Annotated in this window: 15 protein-coding genes and 1 riboswitch; of the genes, 7 read left to right on the top strand and 8 right to left on the bottom strand. The window is 66.4% G+C overall.

What is annotated here, in order from left to right; translation table 11 throughout:
- Positions 1-14: 14 nt before the first annotated feature.
- The 4 genes from ACFC4D_RS42735 to dmpI all read left to right on the top strand — a co-directional run bounded on the left by ACFC4D_RS42735 (position 15) and on the right by dmpI (position 2,939).
- Positions 15-665: a TetR/AcrR family transcriptional regulator gene (locus ACFC4D_RS42735; protein WP_376072180.1), complete on the top strand. Its 651-nt coding sequence runs from the start codon at positions 15-17 to the stop codon at positions 663-665.
- 221 nt (positions 666-886) lie between these two features.
- Positions 887-1,702, top strand: a complete 816-nt coding sequence (locus tag ACFC4D_RS42730) for a peptidylprolyl isomerase (protein WP_376072305.1) — start codon at positions 887-889, stop codon at positions 1,700-1,702.
- A 34-nt stretch (positions 1,703-1,736) separates the two neighbouring features.
- Positions 1,737-2,639: a LysR substrate-binding domain-containing protein gene (locus ACFC4D_RS42725; protein WP_376072177.1), complete on the top strand. Its 903-nt coding sequence runs from the start codon at positions 1,737-1,739 to the stop codon at positions 2,637-2,639.
- A 33-nt stretch (positions 2,640-2,672) separates the two neighbouring features.
- Positions 2,673-2,939: a 4-oxalocrotonate tautomerase DmpI gene (gene dmpI, locus ACFC4D_RS42720; RefSeq protein ID WP_376072175.1), complete on the top strand. Its 267-nt coding sequence runs from the start codon at positions 2,673-2,675 to the stop codon at positions 2,937-2,939.
- On the opposite strand, the gene ACFC4D_RS42715 is transcribed toward dmpI, so the two are convergent.
- The 4 genes from ACFC4D_RS42715 to ACFC4D_RS42700 all read right to left on the bottom strand — a co-directional run bounded on the left by ACFC4D_RS42715 (position 2,940) and on the right by ACFC4D_RS42700 (position 8,508).
- The gene (locus ACFC4D_RS42715; RefSeq protein WP_376072172.1) at positions 2,940-3,329 is read right to left on the bottom strand and encodes a hypothetical protein; all 390 of its coding nucleotides are present in this window, start codon (positions 3,327-3,329) and stop codon (positions 2,940-2,942) included.
- Positions 3,330-3,341: 12 nt separating this feature from the next.
- Positions 3,342-5,066: a hypothetical protein gene (locus tag ACFC4D_RS42710; RefSeq protein ID WP_376072169.1), complete on the bottom strand. Its 1,725-nt coding sequence runs from the start codon at positions 5,064-5,066 to the stop codon at positions 3,342-3,344.
- Between the two features lie 182 nt (positions 5,067-5,248).
- Complete coding sequence (thiC, locus tag ACFC4D_RS42705; RefSeq protein ID WP_376072166.1) at positions 5,249-6,916, bottom strand: phosphomethylpyrimidine synthase ThiC; 1,668 nt, start codon at positions 6,914-6,916, stop codon at positions 5,249-5,251.
- A riboswitch (TPP riboswitch) is annotated at positions 6,908-7,034 on the bottom strand. (Overlaps the previous gene by 9 nt.)
- Before the next feature lie 76 nt (positions 7,035-7,110).
- The gene (locus tag ACFC4D_RS42700) at positions 7,111-8,508 is read right to left on the bottom strand and encodes a lipase family protein (protein WP_376072164.1); all 1,398 of its coding nucleotides are present in this window, start codon (positions 8,506-8,508) and stop codon (positions 7,111-7,113) included.
- A 95-nt stretch (positions 8,509-8,603) separates the two neighbouring features.
- On the opposite strand from ACFC4D_RS42700, the gene ACFC4D_RS42695 reads away from it, so the two are divergent.
- The gene (locus tag ACFC4D_RS42695; RefSeq protein WP_376072160.1) at positions 8,604-9,302 is read left to right on the top strand and encodes a TetR/AcrR family transcriptional regulator; all 699 of its coding nucleotides are present in this window, start codon (positions 8,604-8,606) and stop codon (positions 9,300-9,302) included.
- Here ACFC4D_RS42695 and ACFC4D_RS42690 read toward each other — a convergent pair.
- The 4 genes from ACFC4D_RS42690 to ACFC4D_RS42675 all read right to left on the bottom strand — a co-directional run bounded on the left by ACFC4D_RS42690 (position 9,269) and on the right by ACFC4D_RS42675 (position 14,774).
- Positions 9,269-11,545 (bottom strand): MMPL family transporter, encoded by a 2,277-nt coding sequence (locus tag ACFC4D_RS42690; protein WP_376072158.1) that lies wholly within the window; start codon positions 11,543-11,545, stop codon positions 9,269-9,271. The genes ACFC4D_RS42695 and ACFC4D_RS42690 overlap by 34 nt on opposite strands.
- Positions 11,546-11,666: 121 nt before the next feature.
- Complete coding sequence (gene fahA, locus ACFC4D_RS42685) at positions 11,667-12,839, bottom strand: fumarylacetoacetase (RefSeq protein ID WP_375960863.1); 1,173 nt, start codon at positions 12,837-12,839, stop codon at positions 11,667-11,669.
- A gap of 28 nt (positions 12,840-12,867) precedes the next feature.
- Complete coding sequence (locus tag ACFC4D_RS42680) at positions 12,868-14,073, bottom strand: homogentisate 1,2-dioxygenase (protein WP_376072155.1); 1,206 nt, start codon at positions 14,071-14,073, stop codon at positions 12,868-12,870.
- Positions 14,074-14,147: 74 nt separating this feature from the next.
- Positions 14,148-14,774: a TetR/AcrR family transcriptional regulator gene (locus ACFC4D_RS42675; protein ID WP_375960859.1), complete on the bottom strand. Its 627-nt coding sequence runs from the start codon at positions 14,772-14,774 to the stop codon at positions 14,148-14,150.
- A 192-nt stretch (positions 14,775-14,966) separates the two neighbouring features.
- Between ACFC4D_RS42675 and ACFC4D_RS42670 the strand changes: the two genes are divergently transcribed.
- Together ACFC4D_RS42670 and ACFC4D_RS42665 are read left to right on the top strand one after the other, a co-directional pair.
- Positions 14,967-16,883: an acyl-CoA dehydrogenase family protein gene (locus ACFC4D_RS42670; protein WP_376072152.1), complete on the top strand. Its 1,917-nt coding sequence runs from the start codon at positions 14,967-14,969 to the stop codon at positions 16,881-16,883.
- Between the two features lie 20 nt (positions 16,884-16,903).
- Entirely contained in the window at positions 16,904-17,854 is a 951-nt protein-coding gene (locus tag ACFC4D_RS42665; RefSeq protein WP_376072150.1) for an oxygenase MpaB family protein, read from the top strand.
- Positions 17,855-17,933 lie beyond the last annotated feature (79 nt).

The raw sequence follows: 17,933 nt of genomic DNA, 5'->3' as shown, positions 1-17,933 counted from the left end.
GCTATTCTCGATTCATGCCGAAGTCAGTCGAAGCCCCAGCTCAGCGCGCCCTGCCGGGCCGCAAGGCGCAGGCCGCCCGCAATGACGAACTCATCCTCGCCGCCGCCCGCGATGTCTTCCTCGCCGATCCCAAGGCCCCCATCGCGGCCGTCGCCGAACGCGCCGGGGTCGGTATCAGCGCCCTCTACCGCCGCTACCCCGGCAAGGAGGATCTGCTCCGCACCCTCTGCTATGCCGGGCTGAACCGGTACAACGTAGAAGCCGAAGCGGCCCTGGAGGATTCGGACGGCTGGCAGGGACTCGTCGGCTTCCTCGAGCGCGTGGTCGACGCCGACGTGCATTCGCTGACAACACATCTCGCGGGCACCTTCACCCCCGACGATTCGATCCTGCCCGCGGTCATGCGCTCGTCCGAACTCAATGACGAAATCCTGCGCCGCGCCCGCGAATCCGGCCGCCTCCGCCCCGACATCACCACCGCCGACCTCGGCCTCATCCTGGAATCCTGCGCCGCCATCACCCTCCCCGACCCCACCCGCACCGCCCAACTCCGCCGCCGCATCCTCGCCCTCCTCATAGACGGCCTCGCCACCCCCGGCCCGCTCCCCGGCCCCCCACCCGCCCCCGGCGAATTCGCCCACCGCTGGCGTCCGAACAGCCGGTAAGGTCGCGGCGACTCGAAGTGTGAGGGGAAAGCGTGAATCAGGACCCGGCCGGAATCCCGCCGCAGGAGCCGGTGCATACGGCCAAGGACGGCTATCCGCCGCCGCCACCGGGGTCCTATCCGCCGGGCGCGCAACAGGCGGGCGCGTATCCGCCGGGCTCCTATCCACAGGTTCCGCCCGGATACGGACCACCCGTATATGGACCCGCCCCCGGTTATCCGGTGCAGGAGCCCCGACCCGGTGGTGTCAGGGTTCCGTTGTGGCTGTTGGTCGCGCTGCCGATTTTGCTGGTCGTCGTCGTGGTCATCGCGGCCGCGGCGGTGATCTACGTCAGCCGTGGCGATGATGAGACCGCGGCGTCGCCGGTGACCAGCACGCCCGTGCTGACGCTGCCGACGGGAACGACCCTGCCCGCGCCTCCGCAGCGACCTGCCACGGTGAGTTGTAGCTATCTCCCCAGCCCGTTCCCGGGACAGAAAGCTACGGACTCGCCGAAAACCGATGGCGTCCCGGCGAACAAGACCGGCATCGGATACGAGATGGCAACGGGGCAGGGCCCGATCGGTCTCCTGCTCAACAGCGCCGAATCACCTTGCACGGTAAACAGTTTCACCAGCTTGGCGGCACAGCACTACTTCGACGGCACGAACTGCCATCGGCTGACCACCTCGGAGGGTCTGAAGGTTCTCCAGTGCGGCGACCCCACCGGCACCGGAACCGGCGGCCCCGGTTACCAATTCGACGACGAATACCCGGTCGACAGCTACAGCGGCCTGACCGACCCGACCCTGGTGACTCCGATCATCTACCCTCGCGGCACCCTCGCCATGGCCAATGCCGGACCATTCACCAATGGCAGCCAATTCTTCCTGGTCTACGCCGATTCCGAACTCCCACCCGCATACACCGTCTTCGGAACGGTGGACGCGCCCGGCATGTCGATCCTGGACAGGGTCGCCGCCGCCGGAGTCGCGGGCGGCGGTTCGGATGGCACGCCGAGCTTGGCCGTCCAGATCAATTCGATTGCCGCCAAATAGGTTTCGTAACCGTCAGAAGTTCGGGAGGTTCGAGGTGGAGCTGCGGCAACTGCGGTACTTCGTGACCGTGGCGGAGGAGTTGCATTTCGGGCGGGCGGCGGAGCGGTTGCATATCGCGCAGCCCGCCGTCAGTCAGCAGGTGCAGCGGTTGGAGCGGGAGCTGAAAGTTCAACTGCTGGAACGGTCTCCGCGCAAGGTGAGTCTGACCGAGGCGGGAATCAGGTTTCTGCCGGGGGCGCGGGCGGTGCTGGCGGCGGCGGATCAGGCGCGGGCCTCGGTGGCGGAGTTGGCGGGGGAGCGGGCGACGGTTTTCCGGATCGGGACGGTGAGCGGGCTGGGGGAGCGGCTCGACGCGGTGCTGGACGGATTCGCCGAGCGCGCGCCGCAGGTGCGGGTGGAGTTGGTCGCGGTGCCGGTGCAGGAGCGGATGCGGCAGGTCGCGGACGGGCGATTGGATGTGGCGTTCGTGCGGTCGCCCGCGCCGGGGGAGAGTCCGGAGCTGGATTTCCTGCCCGCCTGGGAGGATCCGCTGGTGGTGGCCTTGCCCGCCAGGCATGCGCTGGTCGAGCAGGAGGCGGTGCGGATCGCCGATCTGGCTGCCCTGCCATTGCGGATGACCGAGCGGCGGAATCATCCCGCACTTGTGGATCTGGTGCTATCCGCCTGTCAGCGTGCGGGTTTCGAGCCGACGCCCGCACCGGCTGCGGGGAATTTGCAGGACACGCTGGCGGCGGTCGGCACCGGAATCCCCATGTGGACAGTGATTTACGCGTCCAACGCGCGACTTGTGCACAACTCGCGCGTGGCGTTCCGGCCCTTCGCCGAGCCGGGGATGAGCCTGCCCATCGGACTCGCGGTGCGGGCGGACGCGGTCTCGCCGCAGTTGAATCTGCTCGTCGAGCTGATTCACGATAAGGATCGCTTATCGCAGCGCTAACGCACTGGCCATTGGCCGGGCGCCCGCTCTGCGGTGAACTGTTCTCAGGCCACCGGAAGATCCGGAAAACCGGAGGCGGCCAATCGAATTCACCATCGCGTATCGAGGAGAACAGTCATGCCCATCGTCACCATTCAGCAGGGTCCCCGCACCGTCGAACTCAAGCGCGATCTGGTGCGCCGCGTCACCGACGCCTTCGTGGACGCACTGCAGATTCCGGCCGAGGCCGTCCAGGTGTGGATTCAGGAGGTGCCCACCGACAGCTGGGCCATCGGGGGCACCCTCACCGCCGACAAGTAGTCAGCTGGTCAGCTCCTGTACCTGACCGAACAGCGTCACGATGCGCGAAATGCCGTCGACGCTGCGCAGCGAAGCCGGGATGCGCCGCATCAGGCGTTCCCATTTGCTCGCGGCCCGAGCCACATTCGGCTCGGGCCGGTCGAGCTCCTCGATGAGTTCGGCCACCTCGTCGGGATGTGCGTCCGGGCCCCCTGTGGCGGGCAGCCGGGCGCGCAAACGGTCGAGTTCGGACCGCAATTGCGCCAGCAGCGTGACCAGCTGTTCGGAATCGGTTCCGATACTGACCGTCACCGGCCCCTGGATGGCGCTGGTGTGGCCGGCCCCGCCGACCGGGGAACCGATGAAGGTTCCGCCCGAGACATTCGTTCCGCCCGCGAGATTGTCCGGCATGGCCTGCTCCTTCTAGGTGTGTGCGGGCGCGGGAGTGCCGACGACGGCGCTGCCGACCCCCACGGTGTGCTGCTGTCCGCCGACCGCGCTGCCGACGAACGTGCCGCCGCTGACATGGGTCGAATTATTGATCTGCACCACCGCGGATTCGAATCCTCCTGTGGCGATACCCTTTTCGCCGAGAAAGCGCTGCACCGCGTCGAAGATGCGGCTCTGCATGATGCGGTGATACCGCTCCACATCGGTGGCTTCGAAGAAATGCGTGTACTCGGTACCGGCCCCGGCCTCGCGCACATTGCGATCGGTGCCGAACGCGAACGCCGCCTCACCCGGGGTGCGCCAATTCCCGCGCCCCATTCCGGTCATATCCCGAAACCAGCGCCACAGCATGGCGATTCGCCCCGGCACACTGAGCGGCAGCAGTGCGAATTCGCACAGCGCCTGCCACAGTTCGGGCAGCAGCAGCGGGCGAATGGTGTCCACCGCGCGATGCGCCGGATCGATCGGCGGCAGCGCGTAGGTCTGCCATTCCAGATACAGGGTGCGCTGTTGATAACCGACGTGCAGGAATCCGGAGACGCCCAATTGCCGTTCCCAGCCCTCCACCCGGAAGCAGCGGTAGTAGCGCAGCCATTCCGGTGAGCTGTCCGCCAATGTCGCCCAATCCGTAAGGCTCAGTTGCGGATTCGTATGTTCGAGCAGTTGCCGCCGCAGCGGTTCGGCGGCCGGATAATGCAGCAGGAAATCCGAGGACAGCACCGCCCAATGCGCGATGTGCAGATCCTCGAAACGCCAGCCCGGCGTCAGCGTGGGCGTCTGCCGCAGCGCCATGAGATCCGCGGTGACGTAATCCTGTAGTGCGATGGGCGCGAACGTGGGCACCTCGGGCACGGTGCCGTTGGCGGCGGACCGGTCCGCCGGATACAGCTCCAGGGTGATGGACCAGGACCATTTGGGCAGGTGAATCCCGCTGCCCACGAACGGATCGTAGCCGCGATACACCACCAGTTCGGCCGGGCCGAACGATGTGGCGCGGGCATCGGCCTCACCGTAGCGCCGCAGTCGATCGGTGAACGCCCCGCAGGCGCGCTGCACCGCCGGGCGCGGTGTCGCGTCCGGATCGAAGACGCCGAATCGGAAATGGTTGTCCAGTACCAGGCGGCGCAGCAGTGCCTGGGTCAACAGCGTGCCGAACAGTATGAGCTGCACCAGGATTACCGCCGCGAAGACGGCGTCATCGGTGGCGACGCCGACGCTGTCCGAGGACAGTCCGGTATCGGAGCCGCCGCTCGCCAGCAGGGTGGGCCCGAGCACGGCGATCCCCACCACCAGGAAGGCGAGGCCCCACAGCAGGTACGTCAGCCACCAGTGCACCCAGCGCGGCACCCGGCCCCGATCGTCGCCGAGCATCTTCCAGGCCAGCAGGGTCACCGCGGCCGCCGCGAGTTTCCAGGCCAGCGCCGAGGCCAGCCATAACGCGGCCACCGGCGGAGCCAGGATCGCGAGCACGATGAGTAGCACCAGCAGAACGGCATTGGTGACGACCCGCCGCACCCGCGCGGTGAGCGCCTCCCGCAGGACCAATTCCGAGCGCAGCCCGGTGGTCGGCGGTATCGCGCGCAGCGGTTCGCTGATGTGCTCGTCGATGAGATCGTCGGCGAGCCGGTCATCGAGGTGTACCGCCGAGGCGAGATAGCGCGTCGCCTCATCGGTGGCAGTGGCGGCCCGGCGGGTCATAATCGACCTGCCGCGGCGTTATGTCCGTTTACCGGGAAATGCGAAAAGCGTTCGCCCACAACCAGTCCCCCTACCGTGGTGCGTTTGCATATCGACGGTAGCAAGGTCATTCGCGAGCTGCGCTGTTTCCGGAAAACCGGTGCGGGCGGCAACCGCCCGCACCGATTCGAATCCGGGCCGAATCAGGAAACGACGGGCAGATACACCTGATTGCCGGTCGTCGCGAATTCCGCCGACTTCTCCGCCATCCCCGCCTCGATGGCGGCGACATCGGTCAGCCCCTGCTTCTCCGCGTATTCGCGCACATCCGCGGAAATGCGCATGGAACAGAACTTCGGACCGCACATGGAACAGAAGTGCGCGGTCTTGGCGGGCTCCGCGGGCAGGGTCTCATCGTGATATTCGCGCGCGGTGTCCGGATCCAGCGACAGCGCGAACTGATCGTGCCAGCGGAATTCGAAGCGCGCCTTGGACAGCGCGTCATCGCGTTCCTGTGCGCGCGGATGCTGCTTGGACAGATCGGCGGCGTGCGCGGCGATCTTGTAGGTGATGACGCCGACCTTCACGTCATCACGATTGGGCAGACCGAGATGTTCCTTCGGCGTGACGTAGCACAGCATCGCGGTCCCCGCCTGCGCGATGATGGCGGCGCCGATCGCCGAGGTGATGTGGTCGTACGCGGGCGCGATATCGGTGGCCAGCGGGCCGAGGGTGTAGAACGGAGCCTCCTCGCACAGCTCCTCCTCCAGCCGCACGTTCTCCACGATCTTGTGCATCGGCACGTGGCCGGGGCCCTCGATCATCACCTGCACGCCATAGGATTTCGCGATGGTGGTGAGTTCGCCGAGGGTGCGCAATTCGGCGAACTGCGCCTCGTCATTGGCGTCCGCGATGGAGCCTGGGCGCAGGCCGTCACCGAGTGAGAAGGTGATGTCGTACTTCGCCAGGATTTCGCAGAGTTCGCGGAAGTTGGTGTACAGGAACGATTCCCGGTGATGCGCCAGGCACCACGCCGCCATGATCGAGCCGCCGCGCGACACGATGCCGGTGACGCGCTTGGCGGTGAGCGGCACATAGCGCAGCAGCACGCCCGCGTGCACGGTCATGTAATCCACGCCCTGCTCGGCCTGCTCGATAATGGTGTCGCGGTACAGCTCCCAGGTGAGCTTGGTGGGATCGCCGTTCACCTTCTCCAGCGCCTGATACAGCGGTACGGTGCCGACCGGAACCGGCGAATTCCGCAGAATCCATTCGCGGGTCTCGTGAATGTTCTTACCGGTGGACAGATCCATGATGGTGTCCGCGCCCCACCGGGTCGCCCACACCATCTTCTCCACCTCATCGGCGATGGAGGAGCTCACCGCCGAATTGCCGATATTCGCATTGATCTTCACCGCGAACTTCTTGCCGATGATCATCGGCTCGGCCTCGGGGTGATTGTGGTTGGCCGGGATCACCGCGCGCCCGGCGGCGACCTCCGCCAGCACCAGCTCCACATCGACGCCCTCACGCGCGGCGATGAAGCGCATTTCCGGGGTGATGATCCCCTGCCGCGCCCACGCCAGCTGCGTGCGCGGTCCGGCCACATCGGGTTTGGTCCAGGAGTCGCGCAGCTTGGGTAGCCCCGCCTCCAGATCGATGACCGCGGCGTCGTCGGTGTACGGCCCGGAGGTGTCGTACACGTCGAACTTCTCGCCATTGGTGAGGTTGATGCGCCGCACCGGAATCCGCAGCGTCGTGCCGTCGGCCTCCACCTGCTCGTAGTGCTTGACGCTGCCCTGGATGGGGCCGGTTGTCACGGTGTCGACCGGGGCGGATCCGCCCTTGGACACGACAGAACTCGATGACATGTGAATCCTCCCTACGCCGGCATTACCCGGTCAGGTTCATACGGTCGACGGCCCTGCTCCGCCCGATAGGGCTAGCCGTCCTCTCAGCCCGCTGGTGCGAGCCCCCGTTGGCAAAATGGTTGATTACCGCCGCCGACCTTACCGGGTAGCCGAATCGCGTGAGGCGTGGATTCACACAGTCCTGGACCGCTCGATCAGCGTTCCTGTGGTCCGATCGGCCAACCGAGCGCCCCGAACGTGGCGTTCAGGCTGATCTCGGTCTGGGTGGCGAGGGCGTCCAGGTTCGCGAGCATGGTGACCACGTTCTCGGTGCGGCAGCCCACCGGATCGGGTGCGCCCGGGACGAACCGGGACTTGATCCAGTTGAAGGCATCGGCCATGCCGAGCGTGGTGAGGGTGAGGTGCTCGCTGAGGTGATCGCGCTTGTAGTAGACCGAGGTGCCGCCGTCGCACCAGCGCCGCACCAGGCGGTCATTGGTGTACCAGGGCACGGCCTCGTCGTAGACGCCCTGATAGACCATGGTCGGCGCGGTGGGCGGATTGTCGCCCAGCACGGTCGAATCGAAGATCTCCTTGACCTCGGGCAACGCCAGGAAATCGGCGATCGGGATGGTCAGCAGCCGCTGATAGTCGGTGAACATCAGATTCAGCACATTGCGCACCAGGCACTGGTCGGCGGTGCGATCCATGACCGCCCTGCCCTCCGGCGTCAGATAGCGCTCGGTGGCCTCGGCGAACTTCGGATAGGCGTTGCGCAGTGACGCGATGCCGACGCCGATCAGACTCGCGAACATCGAACCGTTCACGTGCAGAAGCGATTCCACGTCGGAGACGGGTGCGCCCATGGCGATGCCCTTGATATTCAACTCGGGCGCGTAGGTCGGCTGCATTTCCGCCGCCCAGCCGCTGCCCATTCCGCCGCCGGAGTAACCCCACAGTGCGACAGGGGTATTCGCGCCGTCCAGGCCGAGGGGCTCGAACGCCTCGGCCGCGCGCACGCTGTCCAGGATCATGTATCCCGGTTCCTTGGCGACCGCGAGATGGCCGTGAAGCCCTTCGTAGTCGGGGATATTGATGGCGTAGCCCTGGCTGATCGATGCCGCCAGCTCGAGATACTCGGCCGTGGAGTGAATGCCTTCCAGCGCGGGCAGCCCGCCACCCTGTTGCAGGATGTACGACGGCGCGCAATTCGGCGAGGTGCTGTCGTAGAAGAATTGATGCGAAACCAGCGGGCGGCCGTGAGAAGTGTTGGCCCCCTCGGGAATTGCCACCGTGGTCGCCGCGACGGTGGGCTGCCCGAACAGATCGGTGGTGCGATACAGCAGCTGCCAGGCTCGAATGTGCACCGGCAGTACGGTGAGCACCGCCAACTGCACCGGGCGCGAGCGCAGAATGCTGCCCGGATCGGCCGCCTCGAATCCGTCCGGTGCACTGTAGAACGGATCGATATTCACCGGTTGCGGTTGTGCCGCAGCGGTTCCGGCCGCCGCGCTCCCCAGCAGTACCGCGACCGATGCCGTCATTGCCGTCGCGAGCGCGGCGGCGGTCCAGCGCCGCCACCCCCTCGTTCGGCGATCCCCATTGATAGCCACGTCCATTCCCTTTCATCGACGTGACGACGATTACAACACGATGCCGAGTTACCAACAAGATGCCTTTCTGAAACACTGACGGCTATCGTGTGGGCATGACCCGCAGCAAACCAGCCGCGGCGCCGGACCGAACCCCCGCGCGACGCCGGATCCGCGGCCTCGACGCGGACGAGCGCAGCGCCCAGCGCCGCCGCCAGTTGCTCGCCGCCGCCACCGAACTCTTTGCCAGGCAAAGCTATTCGGGCACCTCCATCGAACAGATCTGCCAGGCGGCATTCGTCGGCACCAAAGGCTTCTACGACCACTTCGAGAGCAAGGAAGCCTGCTACACCGCGCTGCTGACCCAGATCACCGAACAGATCCAGCAACGGGTCGCCACGGCGGCCGCCGAAACCGCCGGGCGGGACTGGGATGAGCGCATGCGCGCCCTCGTCGCGGCCTTCGTGCACGCCATCGCCGACGACCCGCGCCTGGCCAAGGTGACCTTCGGTGAGGCGGGCGGCATCTCACCCGCGGTCGAGGCGCAGCGCCGAAGCAACCGGCGCTGGGGTGCGGCCTTCTTGAATCAGCAATGGCCCCAGGGTGATTCGCTCACCGAGCGGCAGGGGCTGGCGCTCTGCCTGGCCACCATCGGCGGCATGTTCGAACTCGTTGCGGATTGGCTGCACCACCACGACGACGGCGGGAATCAGGATTCGGTGGAGACCCTCACCGAGGATCTGACCCGATTCATCGCCGTCGTGCACACCGGCCGGATGGCTCAGTCGACCAGTACCGGGGTCGAAACCGGCTGAGCGGGAGCGTGTTCCGCGGGCTCCTCTTCGAGCCCGATCCGCTTGTGCAGCGCCGCGAGCGGTTTGGGGGCCCCCCAATTGCCGGTGCTCATCAGACGCATGAGCGCCGGGGCGAGCAGTCCGCGGATGACGGTGGCGTCGGCGATCACCGCGAGCGCCAGGCCGATGCCGAACAGCTTCATGGCGGTCACCTCGGAGGTGGCGACCGCGAGCAGTACGACCGCCATCAAACCCGCTGCGGCGGTGAAGATTCGGCCGGTGCGCGCGACGCCGAGGGCGACCGAGCGGGTATTGGCGGCGGCGCCCCGATCGGAGGCGAGCCACTCCTCGCGAATGCGGGAGAGCAGGAAGACCTCGTAGTCCATGGACATGCCGAAGGCCAGACAGAACATCAGGATCGGCATGAACAGGTCGAGGCTGCCGGTGGGGGTGAAGCCGAGTACACTGGCGAGATGGCCGCTCTGGAAGATCCAGATCATCGCGCCGAAGGTCGCCGTCAGCGAAAGCACGTTCAGCAGTAGCGCTTTCACCGGGAGCACCACGCTGCCGGTGAACAGGAACAGCAGGATGAGCGTGATCACCGCGATCAAACCGGCCGCCAGCGGGAGCCGGGAGATGACCGAATCCATGGTGTCCTCGTTGAGCGCCGCCGCGCCGCCGAAGAGCACCGGGCCGGGAGCCGGAACCGCGCGCAGGGCGCGGAGTTGGGCTTTGCCCTGTTCGGTGAAGGGCGCTTCCCTGGTGCCGACGGACAGGTACGCGCCATCCGGTCCGGCCATCTGCGCGATGCCCGCCGCCACCTTGCGGACGCCGGTATCACCGTTGGCGTACACGCCGTCGCTGGAGAGCACCGCGGGCACACCGGGCACGGCCGCCAATTCCATGGCGTACTGGCGGATTTCGGTGGTGTCGCCGTGGAATCCCGGCAGTACCACCACCGCGCTGGAGGCCATATTCGCGCTGAAATCCTCGCGCACCGCGTCACCGACCTGGCGGCTGGAGGCGAAGGTGCCGATCATCCGATCGTCCGGGGTGCCGAAATGCGCTGACAGGAACGGGGTTCCGAGCAACAGCAGAATGGCGGTGGTCGCCACCGCGACCGGCAGCGGACGCTTCATCACCCCGGAAACCAGCCGGTACCAGCCGCTGTCCTCCGGTCGCACCGCGGTCCGCTCGCCGCGACCGAGCACGCGCCGCAGGGGTTTGCGCAGATCCCAGGCATTCACGCGATCGCCCAGCAGGATCAGCGCCGCGGGCAACAGCAGTACCGCCGCGCCGACGGCGGCCGCCACCACCGCGACGCCCGCGTAGGCGAACGATTTGAAGAACGGCTGCGGGAACACCGCCAGCGCCGCCAGGGCGAGCGCCACGGTCAGCCCGGAGAACACCACGGTCCGCCCGGCGGTCTGCACCGCGCGCTGAATCGCGGCCCGGGTATCGAGGCCATTGCCGAGTTCCTCACGGTACCGGCTCACGATGAACAGGCTGTAATCGATGGCCAGCGCCAATCCCAGCGCGCTGGTCATATTGAGCGCGAAGATCGATACGTCCATGAACAGCGTCATCAACCGCAGAATGCCGAGCGTCGCCGCGATCGCGAAGAAGCCCACCATGAGCGGCAGCGCCGCCGCGATCACACTGCCGAACACCAGCACCAGCAGGATTCCGGAGACCGGCACCGCGATGGCCTCGGCCAGAATCAGATCCTTCTCGACCTGATGATTGATATCGGCGAAGGTGCCCGCCATACCGCCGACCCGCACCTGCACGCCATCGCGATCACCGTCCAGCCGCTCGCTCAGCGCCACCGCCCGGTTCTGCACCTCGTTATCGGTGCCGAGCACTGTCGCCATGATGAGACCGCGTTTACCGTCGGTGCTGCGCAGCGCGGTCGCCAGATCCGGCCGCGCGGTCAGGTTCGTCCAATACGACTGCACGCCGGTCACATTCGAGTCCCGGCCGAGCACATCGGCGATACTCTGCGCCTCGCGCCGCGACTCCGGACTGTTCACACCGCCGTCGGAGGTGACCATGACGATCAGGTTGGGATTGCCGCCCGGGAAGTGCTCGTCGATGAAGTCATTGGCCCGCACCGATTCCAGTTCGGGCGTGAGGTAGCCGCCGCCGACCATATGCGATTTGGCGGTGGCGCCGAAGCCACCGCACACGATCATCAGCAACAGGGCGGCCACCAGGACGGCGCGGGGCCGGGACATGGCGAACCGGGCGAGACTGGTCAACATTGACGCACATCCTCCGAGGTCTGGACCTCGGAACGGTAGCGTTCCAGATCTCGCCGAAGCGATGGACAGTGACCATGGTCATGGCCATATCCATCAGCTATCGATCGGCTATAGGGCGGTGTCAGCCGGTGATGCGACCCCTGACCTCGCCCAGGCTCAAACGCCCGCCGTCGGCCGCGGGCGCGGTGGCGGTGATGACCACCTCATCGCCGTTCTCCAGGAAGGTGCGCTGCACGCCGTCCAATTCGATGGGTTCGGTGCCGCCCCAGCTCATCTCCATGAACGAACCGCGCTCATCGCGTTCGGGACCGGAGACGGTGCCGGAGGCGAACAGATCCCCGGTGCGGGTGGACGCGCCATTGGCCGTCATATGCGCGAGCATCTGCGCGGGCGACCAATACATCCGGCGGAACGGCGGTGTGGAGACCCGCTGCCCGTTCCACCGCACCTCGAGGTCGATGTCCAGACCCCACGGCGCTTTCTCCAGCAGATAGGGGAGTGGCTCCGGATCCTGTTCGGGCACCGCGATGCGCGCCGGTTCCAGGGCTTCCAGCGGTGTCACCCAGGCCGACAGGGTGGTTGCGAAGGACTTGCCGAGGAACGGCCCGAGCGGCTGACCCTCCCACGCCTGGATATCGCGCGCGGACCAGTCGTTGACCAGCGCGACGCCGAAGACGTGCTCGGCGAAGTCCTCGGTCCGGATCGGGGTGCCCTGCGGTGATCCCGCGCCCACCAGAAACCCCAGCTCGGCTTCGATATCCAGCCGTCGGCTCGGGCCGAAATCCGGTGTGCCGGAATCGGTTCGCAACTGCCCCTCGGGCCGGTGGATCTCGGTGCCGGATACCACCACCGTGCCCGCCCGGCCGTGATAGCCGACCGGTAGATGCCGCCAATTCGGCAGCAGCGCTTCACCATCGGGCCGGAAGATGCGGCCCATGGCGGTGGCGTGATCGATGCTGGCGTAGAAGTCCACGTAGTCGCCGATGCGGACGGGCAGATCCAGTTGCACCGCGGACACCGAATGCACTGCGGTATTGGGCAATTCGGCCTCGGCCGCCGCCCGCACCAGTTCCCGCACCTCACGCCAGCACTGCGGCCCCTGGGTCATGAAGGCGTTCAGGCTGGGCTGGGCGAACATCGGATCATCCAGCGCCACCGCCAGATCGATCAGGCTGTCACCCAGGCGCGCTCCCACCCGGGGTTCCTCACCCAGCGGACGGAATACGCAGTAGGGCAGATGTGCCAGGCCGAATCCGGAGCCCTCGGGGATATCGATCCGCACCCGGCTATTCATATCCACCTCTCGTATGGGTCAAGTCGCCTCAAATCCATTCCGACGGTCCGCGTCCGGACCAGGTCCAGGCATATCCGGTGTCCTCGCAGGCCAATGCTGCCGTGCCGAGTCGCAGCGGATGGAAGGTGTCGACCATGACGGCCAATTCGTCGAAGAACTCCAGGCCGATGCTGCGCTCGTACGCACCCGGTTGCGGACCGTGCGCGTATCCGCCCGGATGCACCGATACCGAACCCTGCCCGATCCCGGATCCCTTGCGCGCCTCGTAATTTCCGCCGCAGTAGAACATGATCTCGTCGGAGTCCACATTGGAGTGGTAGTACGGCACCGGAATCGACAGCGGGTGATAGTCGACCTTGCGCGGTACGAAATTGCAGATCACGAAATTGCTGCCCTCGAACGCCTGATGCGCGGGCGGCGGCTGATGCACGCGGCCGGTGATCGGCTCGAAGTCGGCGATATCGAAGACGAACGGATACAGGCAGCCGTCCCAGCCCACCACATCGAAGGGGTGCGAGGCGTAAATCATGCGGGTGCCGACGATTTCACCGGCGGGCCGGTGTTTGACCAGCACCTCCACATCGGTTCCGGTGGCTTCGAACGGTTCGTCCGGGCCGTGCAGATCGCGCTCGCAATAGGGCGCGTGCTCCAGCAATTGCCCGTATTTGGACAGGTAGCGTTTGGGTGGGGTGATATGCCGGGTGCCCTCGATAATGTAGGCGCGCAACGGTTCCGGACCGTCGGGTAGCCAGCGATGCGTGGTGGCCCGGGGTAGCAGCACCTGATGCCCCCGATGCGCCCGCAAGGTCCCGAATACCGTTTCGACCACGCCGCCGCCGGATTCGATATAGACCAGCTCATCGCCGATGGCATTGCGGTACAGCGGGGATTCGCGCAGCGCCGCGACATAGGAGATGCGCACATCGGCATTGCCGAGGATCAGCCGCCGTCCGTCCACCATATCGGTCTCGGCGGGTTTGCCCTCGGGGAACAGCTCATGCAGTTTCAAATGCCGGTGCCGCAGTGGATGATTCGGATGCAGCGTCTGATCGGGCAGCGCCCAGACGCTGGAATCCACTATGGCGGGCGGCAATCCGCGGTGGTAGAGCAGTGAGGAGTCGCCGGAGAAGCCCTCCTCACCCATCAGCTCCTCGTAGTAGAGCTTGCCTTCGGTATTCCGGTGCTGGGTGTGCCGCTTGGGCGGCACCGACCCGACCTGTCGATAGAACGTCATCGCCGAGCCTCCCGCTGACTGATGGTCCCTTGCCCATCGTAGCCACCGAATTGCCGGTGCGGCTGGAGAATTGCTCAGGCGTTGCGGAGTGCTCGATACACCGCCGCGCCGACGAATTCGCCGAGGGTATCCGGGGTCCAGTCGCCCGGATCGGTGAGCATGGTGCGCACCGCTCCCTCCCCGGCCGATACCCATAATTCGACCAGTGCGGCGAGTTTGCGCTCGGCATCGACGGTGCCCCAGGCGCGCAGCGTCGGGCGCAGTCGTCGGGTACAGCGCTCGACGGCCAATTCCCGGGCCCGCCCGAAGGAACTCGCCACGGCCGGATCGGGGTTGCCGTACAGCAGTCGCCAGCCATCGGGTCGCGCGGAGGTGGTGTGCAGCAGGGCGCGGAAGCCCTCCACGAAAACGGCCTCATCGGCTTCGACCCGGCGGCGGGGTAGCGCGTCCAGCACGCCCGCCAGCATGAGGTCCTCTTCGCGGCGCAACAGCGCCTCGATGAGTTCGACCCGATCGGCGAAGCAGGCGTAGACCACGGGCCTGGTCACCTTCATCCGGTCGGCGACCGCGGCGATGGTGACCGCCGCGATGCCATCGTCGGCGGCGATCTGGAGCGCGGTGTCGAGCACCTGCGGACGGCGGCGTTCGGGCCCCAGATGCCGCGCGCGCTGGCGGGGTCGTACAGCCGATTCGGTGCCCATGAGCACCGACCATAGCAGCGCGCACGAGCAGGTGAACGGCTGGTCGCGGGGCATACGCGCGCGGTGGCCCGGTATGTGAACTTCGTGCGCCGAGGCGGTTGCGAGATCATTTCCTACAGGCGTGAATAATAATGCTACATTCACGAAGGAAAGCCGTGGTTCGCCCGCGCCCGCCGCTCCGAGGAAGACGAGATGACCGAGACCCTGTTCAACCCGAAGACCCATGAGTTCGCGGAGTTCGACGCGGAGACCCGTCGACTGCTGCGCGCCACCGTCAACTGGTTCGAGAGCCACGGCAAGGTCCGGCTGCTCGCCGACAGCCGCGACCGCGTCTGGTACTCCGATTTCCTCGACTTCATCAAGAGCGAACGGGTTTTCGCGACCTTCCTGACCCCGGCCGCCGAGGGCAACGGCGATCCGAACAAGCGCTGGGACACCGCGCGCATCGCCATGATGAGCAAGATCCTCGGCTTCTACGGCATGCAGTACTGGTACGTCTGGCAGGTCACCATCCTCGGCCTCGGGCCGATCTGGCAGAGCGCGAACGCCGAGGCCAAGGCGCGCGCGGCCGCCGCGCTCGACTCCGGTGAGATCTTCGCCTTCGGCCTGTCCGAACAGGCGCACGGCGCGGACGTGTACTCCACCGACATGATCCTGGAGCCGAAGACCCGCGGTGGCGGGTTCACCGCGTCCGGCGGCAAGTACTACATCGGCAATGGCAATGCGGCGGCGATGGTTTCGGTATTCGGCCGCCGCGCCGACAAACCGATCATCGACTCCGCCGACTTCCAGCGGAAGATGACCGACGAGGAATACTCGGGCTACCTGTTCTTCGCCGCCGACTCCCGGCACAAGAATTACAAGCTGCAGAAGAACGTCGTCGACTCCCAGATGTACGTCGCCGCATTCGAACTCGACAAATACCCGGTCGCCGAGGCCGATATCCTGCACACCGGTCGCGCCGCCTTCGACGCCGCCATGAACACCGTCAACGTCGGCAAGTTCAACCTCGGCTTCGGTGCGGTCGGCGCGTGCGAGCACGCCATGTACGAGGCCGTCACCCATGCCGAGAACCGAATCCTGTTCGGGCACAAGGTCACCGAGTTCCCGCAGGTGAAATCGCTGCTGGCGGACAGCTTCGCGCGCCTGATCGGCATGAAGCTCTACAGTGAGCGTGCCATCGACTACATGCGCTCGGCCAACCCGAACGACCGGCGATACCTGCTGGTGAGCGCCATCGAGAAGATGTCGGTCACCCGCACCGGGCAGAAGATCTACGAGGATCTCGCCGATGTCATCGCCGCGCGCGGCTTCGAGAACGATATGTACTTCCCGATGGCCATGGTCGGCATGTTCGGCCTGCCCCGGCTCGAGGGCACCGTGCACGTGAATATGGCGCTGTCGCTGAAGTTCATGCCCAACTACATGTTCCATCCGTCCGATGCCGCGCTCGCAGCGCTGCGCTACCTGCCCGGTGCCGCTCCCAAGGGTGCGGCCCGCGCCGCCGCGGAGGCGCTGAGCTGGACCAGCCGCCGCGTCACCCCGCGCGCGGGCAATCTGGTGCCCAAGCTGCGCGATGAATTGTCCAGTGCCGCATATGCTCCCGTGCCGACCCGGCGTGATGCCGCGGATGACGAATTCCTCTGGCGGCAGGGTCCGAGCTCGGGCCTGGGCCGCATTCGCTTCGCGGACTGGCGTCCGGTCTTCGAGAAGTTCGCGCACATCCCGAATGTCGCGGTCTTCCTGGAGCAGGCCCTCGGCCTGCAGACCCTGCTGGCCGCGGCCACCCCGACTCGCGCGCAGCAGGCGGATGTCGATTTTCTCTTCGGTCTCGGCGAACTCTTCACGATGGTCCCGTACGCCCAGCTCATCCTGGAGCAGGCCGATATCGCCGGAGCCGACGCCGAGGTCCTCGATCAGCTCTTCGACATCTTCGTGCGCGACTTCTCCAAGCACGCGGTCGCGCTGAGCGCCAAGCCCTCCGCCACCAAGGCGCAGCAGACCCGCGCCCTCGATCTGGTCCGCAGGCCGATCGCGGACGCGACCCGCTTCGAGTCCGTGTTGAAGCAGGTCAGAGCCCTCGCAGGGCAGTATGAGATGAACCCCTGAGCGCTGCAAAGGAGCAGACGATGACGGTGAACGAGCGTCCCCAGTTCGACGCACCCGCCCGCACCATCCGGGAGGTCGACTACGGCTTCTTCGGGCCGGACTCGCCCACCTGGAAGGTGTGGACCGCACCGACCGCGATCATCGGATTCCAGCGCGCGGTCACCCTCGAGCATTTCGATCCCGCGCTCACGGCGGCGGTCGCGGATGTCGGCGGTATCTACAGTGATCCGCGCGGGCGGCTCGACCACACCTTCGCGTATTTCCTGATCGCCGCCGTCGGCGACAGCCGCATGTGCATCGAGGCGTCCGAACATCTGATGCAGGTGCACGCCAAGGCGAACGGCATCGAGCCGATCAGCGGAAAGCGTTACAGCGCAAACAATCCCGACTCACAGCTGTGGATTCACGTCACCGGCTGGCATTCGGTGCTCAAATGCTACGAGATGTACGGGCCGGGCAAGCTGACCCCGGAGGAGGAGCGGCAGTACTGGGCCGACTGCGTCACCGCGGCCGAATTGCAGACCTGCAAGCCCGCCGATGTGCCGACCTCGCGGGAGGAAGTGCGCGAGTACTTCGCCATGATGCGGCCCAAGCTGTGCACCTCGGAGCGGGCGCGCGAAGGCATGCACTACCTGCTCTTCACCCCGCGCGCCAAGGGCGTGAAGCTGTGGATCGGCAGTCGCATCGTGGCCCCGGCCGCCATCGCGTCGCTGCCGAAGTGGATGCGCGAGACCGGCGGTTTCGATCAGCCGGGCATTCTCGACAGGGCGTACCCGCGCGCCGTTCGCCTGGTGACGGCCATGCTCAAGAGCGACCGCTTCAAAGTCCGTGTCGCCCACGGCGTCCTGGGCCCCATGACCGGCCGCCTGCTCCGCGAACACATCGCCGCGGGCGTCCCGGCCAACCCGGTCACGGTGACTCCGGCACAGGCGCGCGCCCTGTACGGCCGTGCCGCGCGGGGCACCGCGTAACCTCTTTACCAAGATCAATGGGAACCGGCCGGGAACGCTTCGCGACCGGTTCCCGCTGATCAGGTGACCAATTCTCGAA

It is taken from the genome of Nocardia sp. NPDC056000, assembly GCF_042269265.1.
Taxonomy (GTDB): Bacteria; Actinomycetota; Actinomycetes; order Mycobacteriales; family Mycobacteriaceae; genus Nocardia.
Note: the sequence above shows the minus strand (reverse complement) of the source record. Positions and strands in the feature narration are given on the sequence as shown.

What these genes read in the sequence shown, in the direction of transcription:
- ACFC4D_RS42735 (WP_376072180.1), top strand. Translation starts at nt 15, where the DNA reads ATGCCGAAGTCAGTCGAAGCCCCAGCTCAGCGCGCCCTGCCGGGCCGC.
- ACFC4D_RS42715 (WP_376072172.1), bottom strand. Translation starts at nt 3,329, where the DNA reads ATGCCGGACAATCTCGCGGGCGGAACGAATGTCTCGGGCGGAACCTTC.
- ACFC4D_RS42710 (WP_376072169.1), bottom strand. Translation starts at nt 5,066, where the DNA reads ATGACCCGCCGGGCCGCCACTGCCACCGATGAGGCGACGCGCTATCTC.
- thiC (WP_376072166.1), bottom strand. Translation starts at nt 6,916, where the DNA reads ATGTCATCGAGTTCTGTCGTGTCCAAGGGCGGATCCGCCCCGGTCGAC.
- ACFC4D_RS42695 (WP_376072160.1), top strand. Translation starts at nt 8,604, where the DNA reads ATGACCCGCAGCAAACCAGCCGCGGCGCCGGACCGAACCCCCGCGCGA.
- ACFC4D_RS42690 (WP_376072158.1), bottom strand. Translation starts at nt 11,545, where the DNA reads ATGTTGACCAGTCTCGCCCGGTTCGCCATGTCCCGGCCCCGCGCCGTC.
- fahA (WP_375960863.1), bottom strand. Translation starts at nt 12,839, where the DNA reads ATGAATAGCCGGGTGCGGATCGATATCCCCGAGGGCTCCGGATTCGGC.
- ACFC4D_RS42680 (WP_376072155.1), bottom strand. Translation starts at nt 14,073, where the DNA reads ATGACGTTCTATCGACAGGTCGGGTCGGTGCCGCCCAAGCGGCACACC.
- ACFC4D_RS42675 (WP_375960859.1), bottom strand. Translation starts at nt 14,774, where the DNA reads ATGGGCACCGAATCGGCTGTACGACCCCGCCAGCGCGCGCGGCATCTG.
- ACFC4D_RS42670 (WP_376072152.1), top strand. Translation starts at nt 14,967, where the DNA reads ATGACCGAGACCCTGTTCAACCCGAAGACCCATGAGTTCGCGGAGTTC.
- ACFC4D_RS42665 (WP_376072150.1), top strand. Translation starts at nt 16,904, where the DNA reads ATGACGGTGAACGAGCGTCCCCAGTTCGACGCACCCGCCCGCACCATC.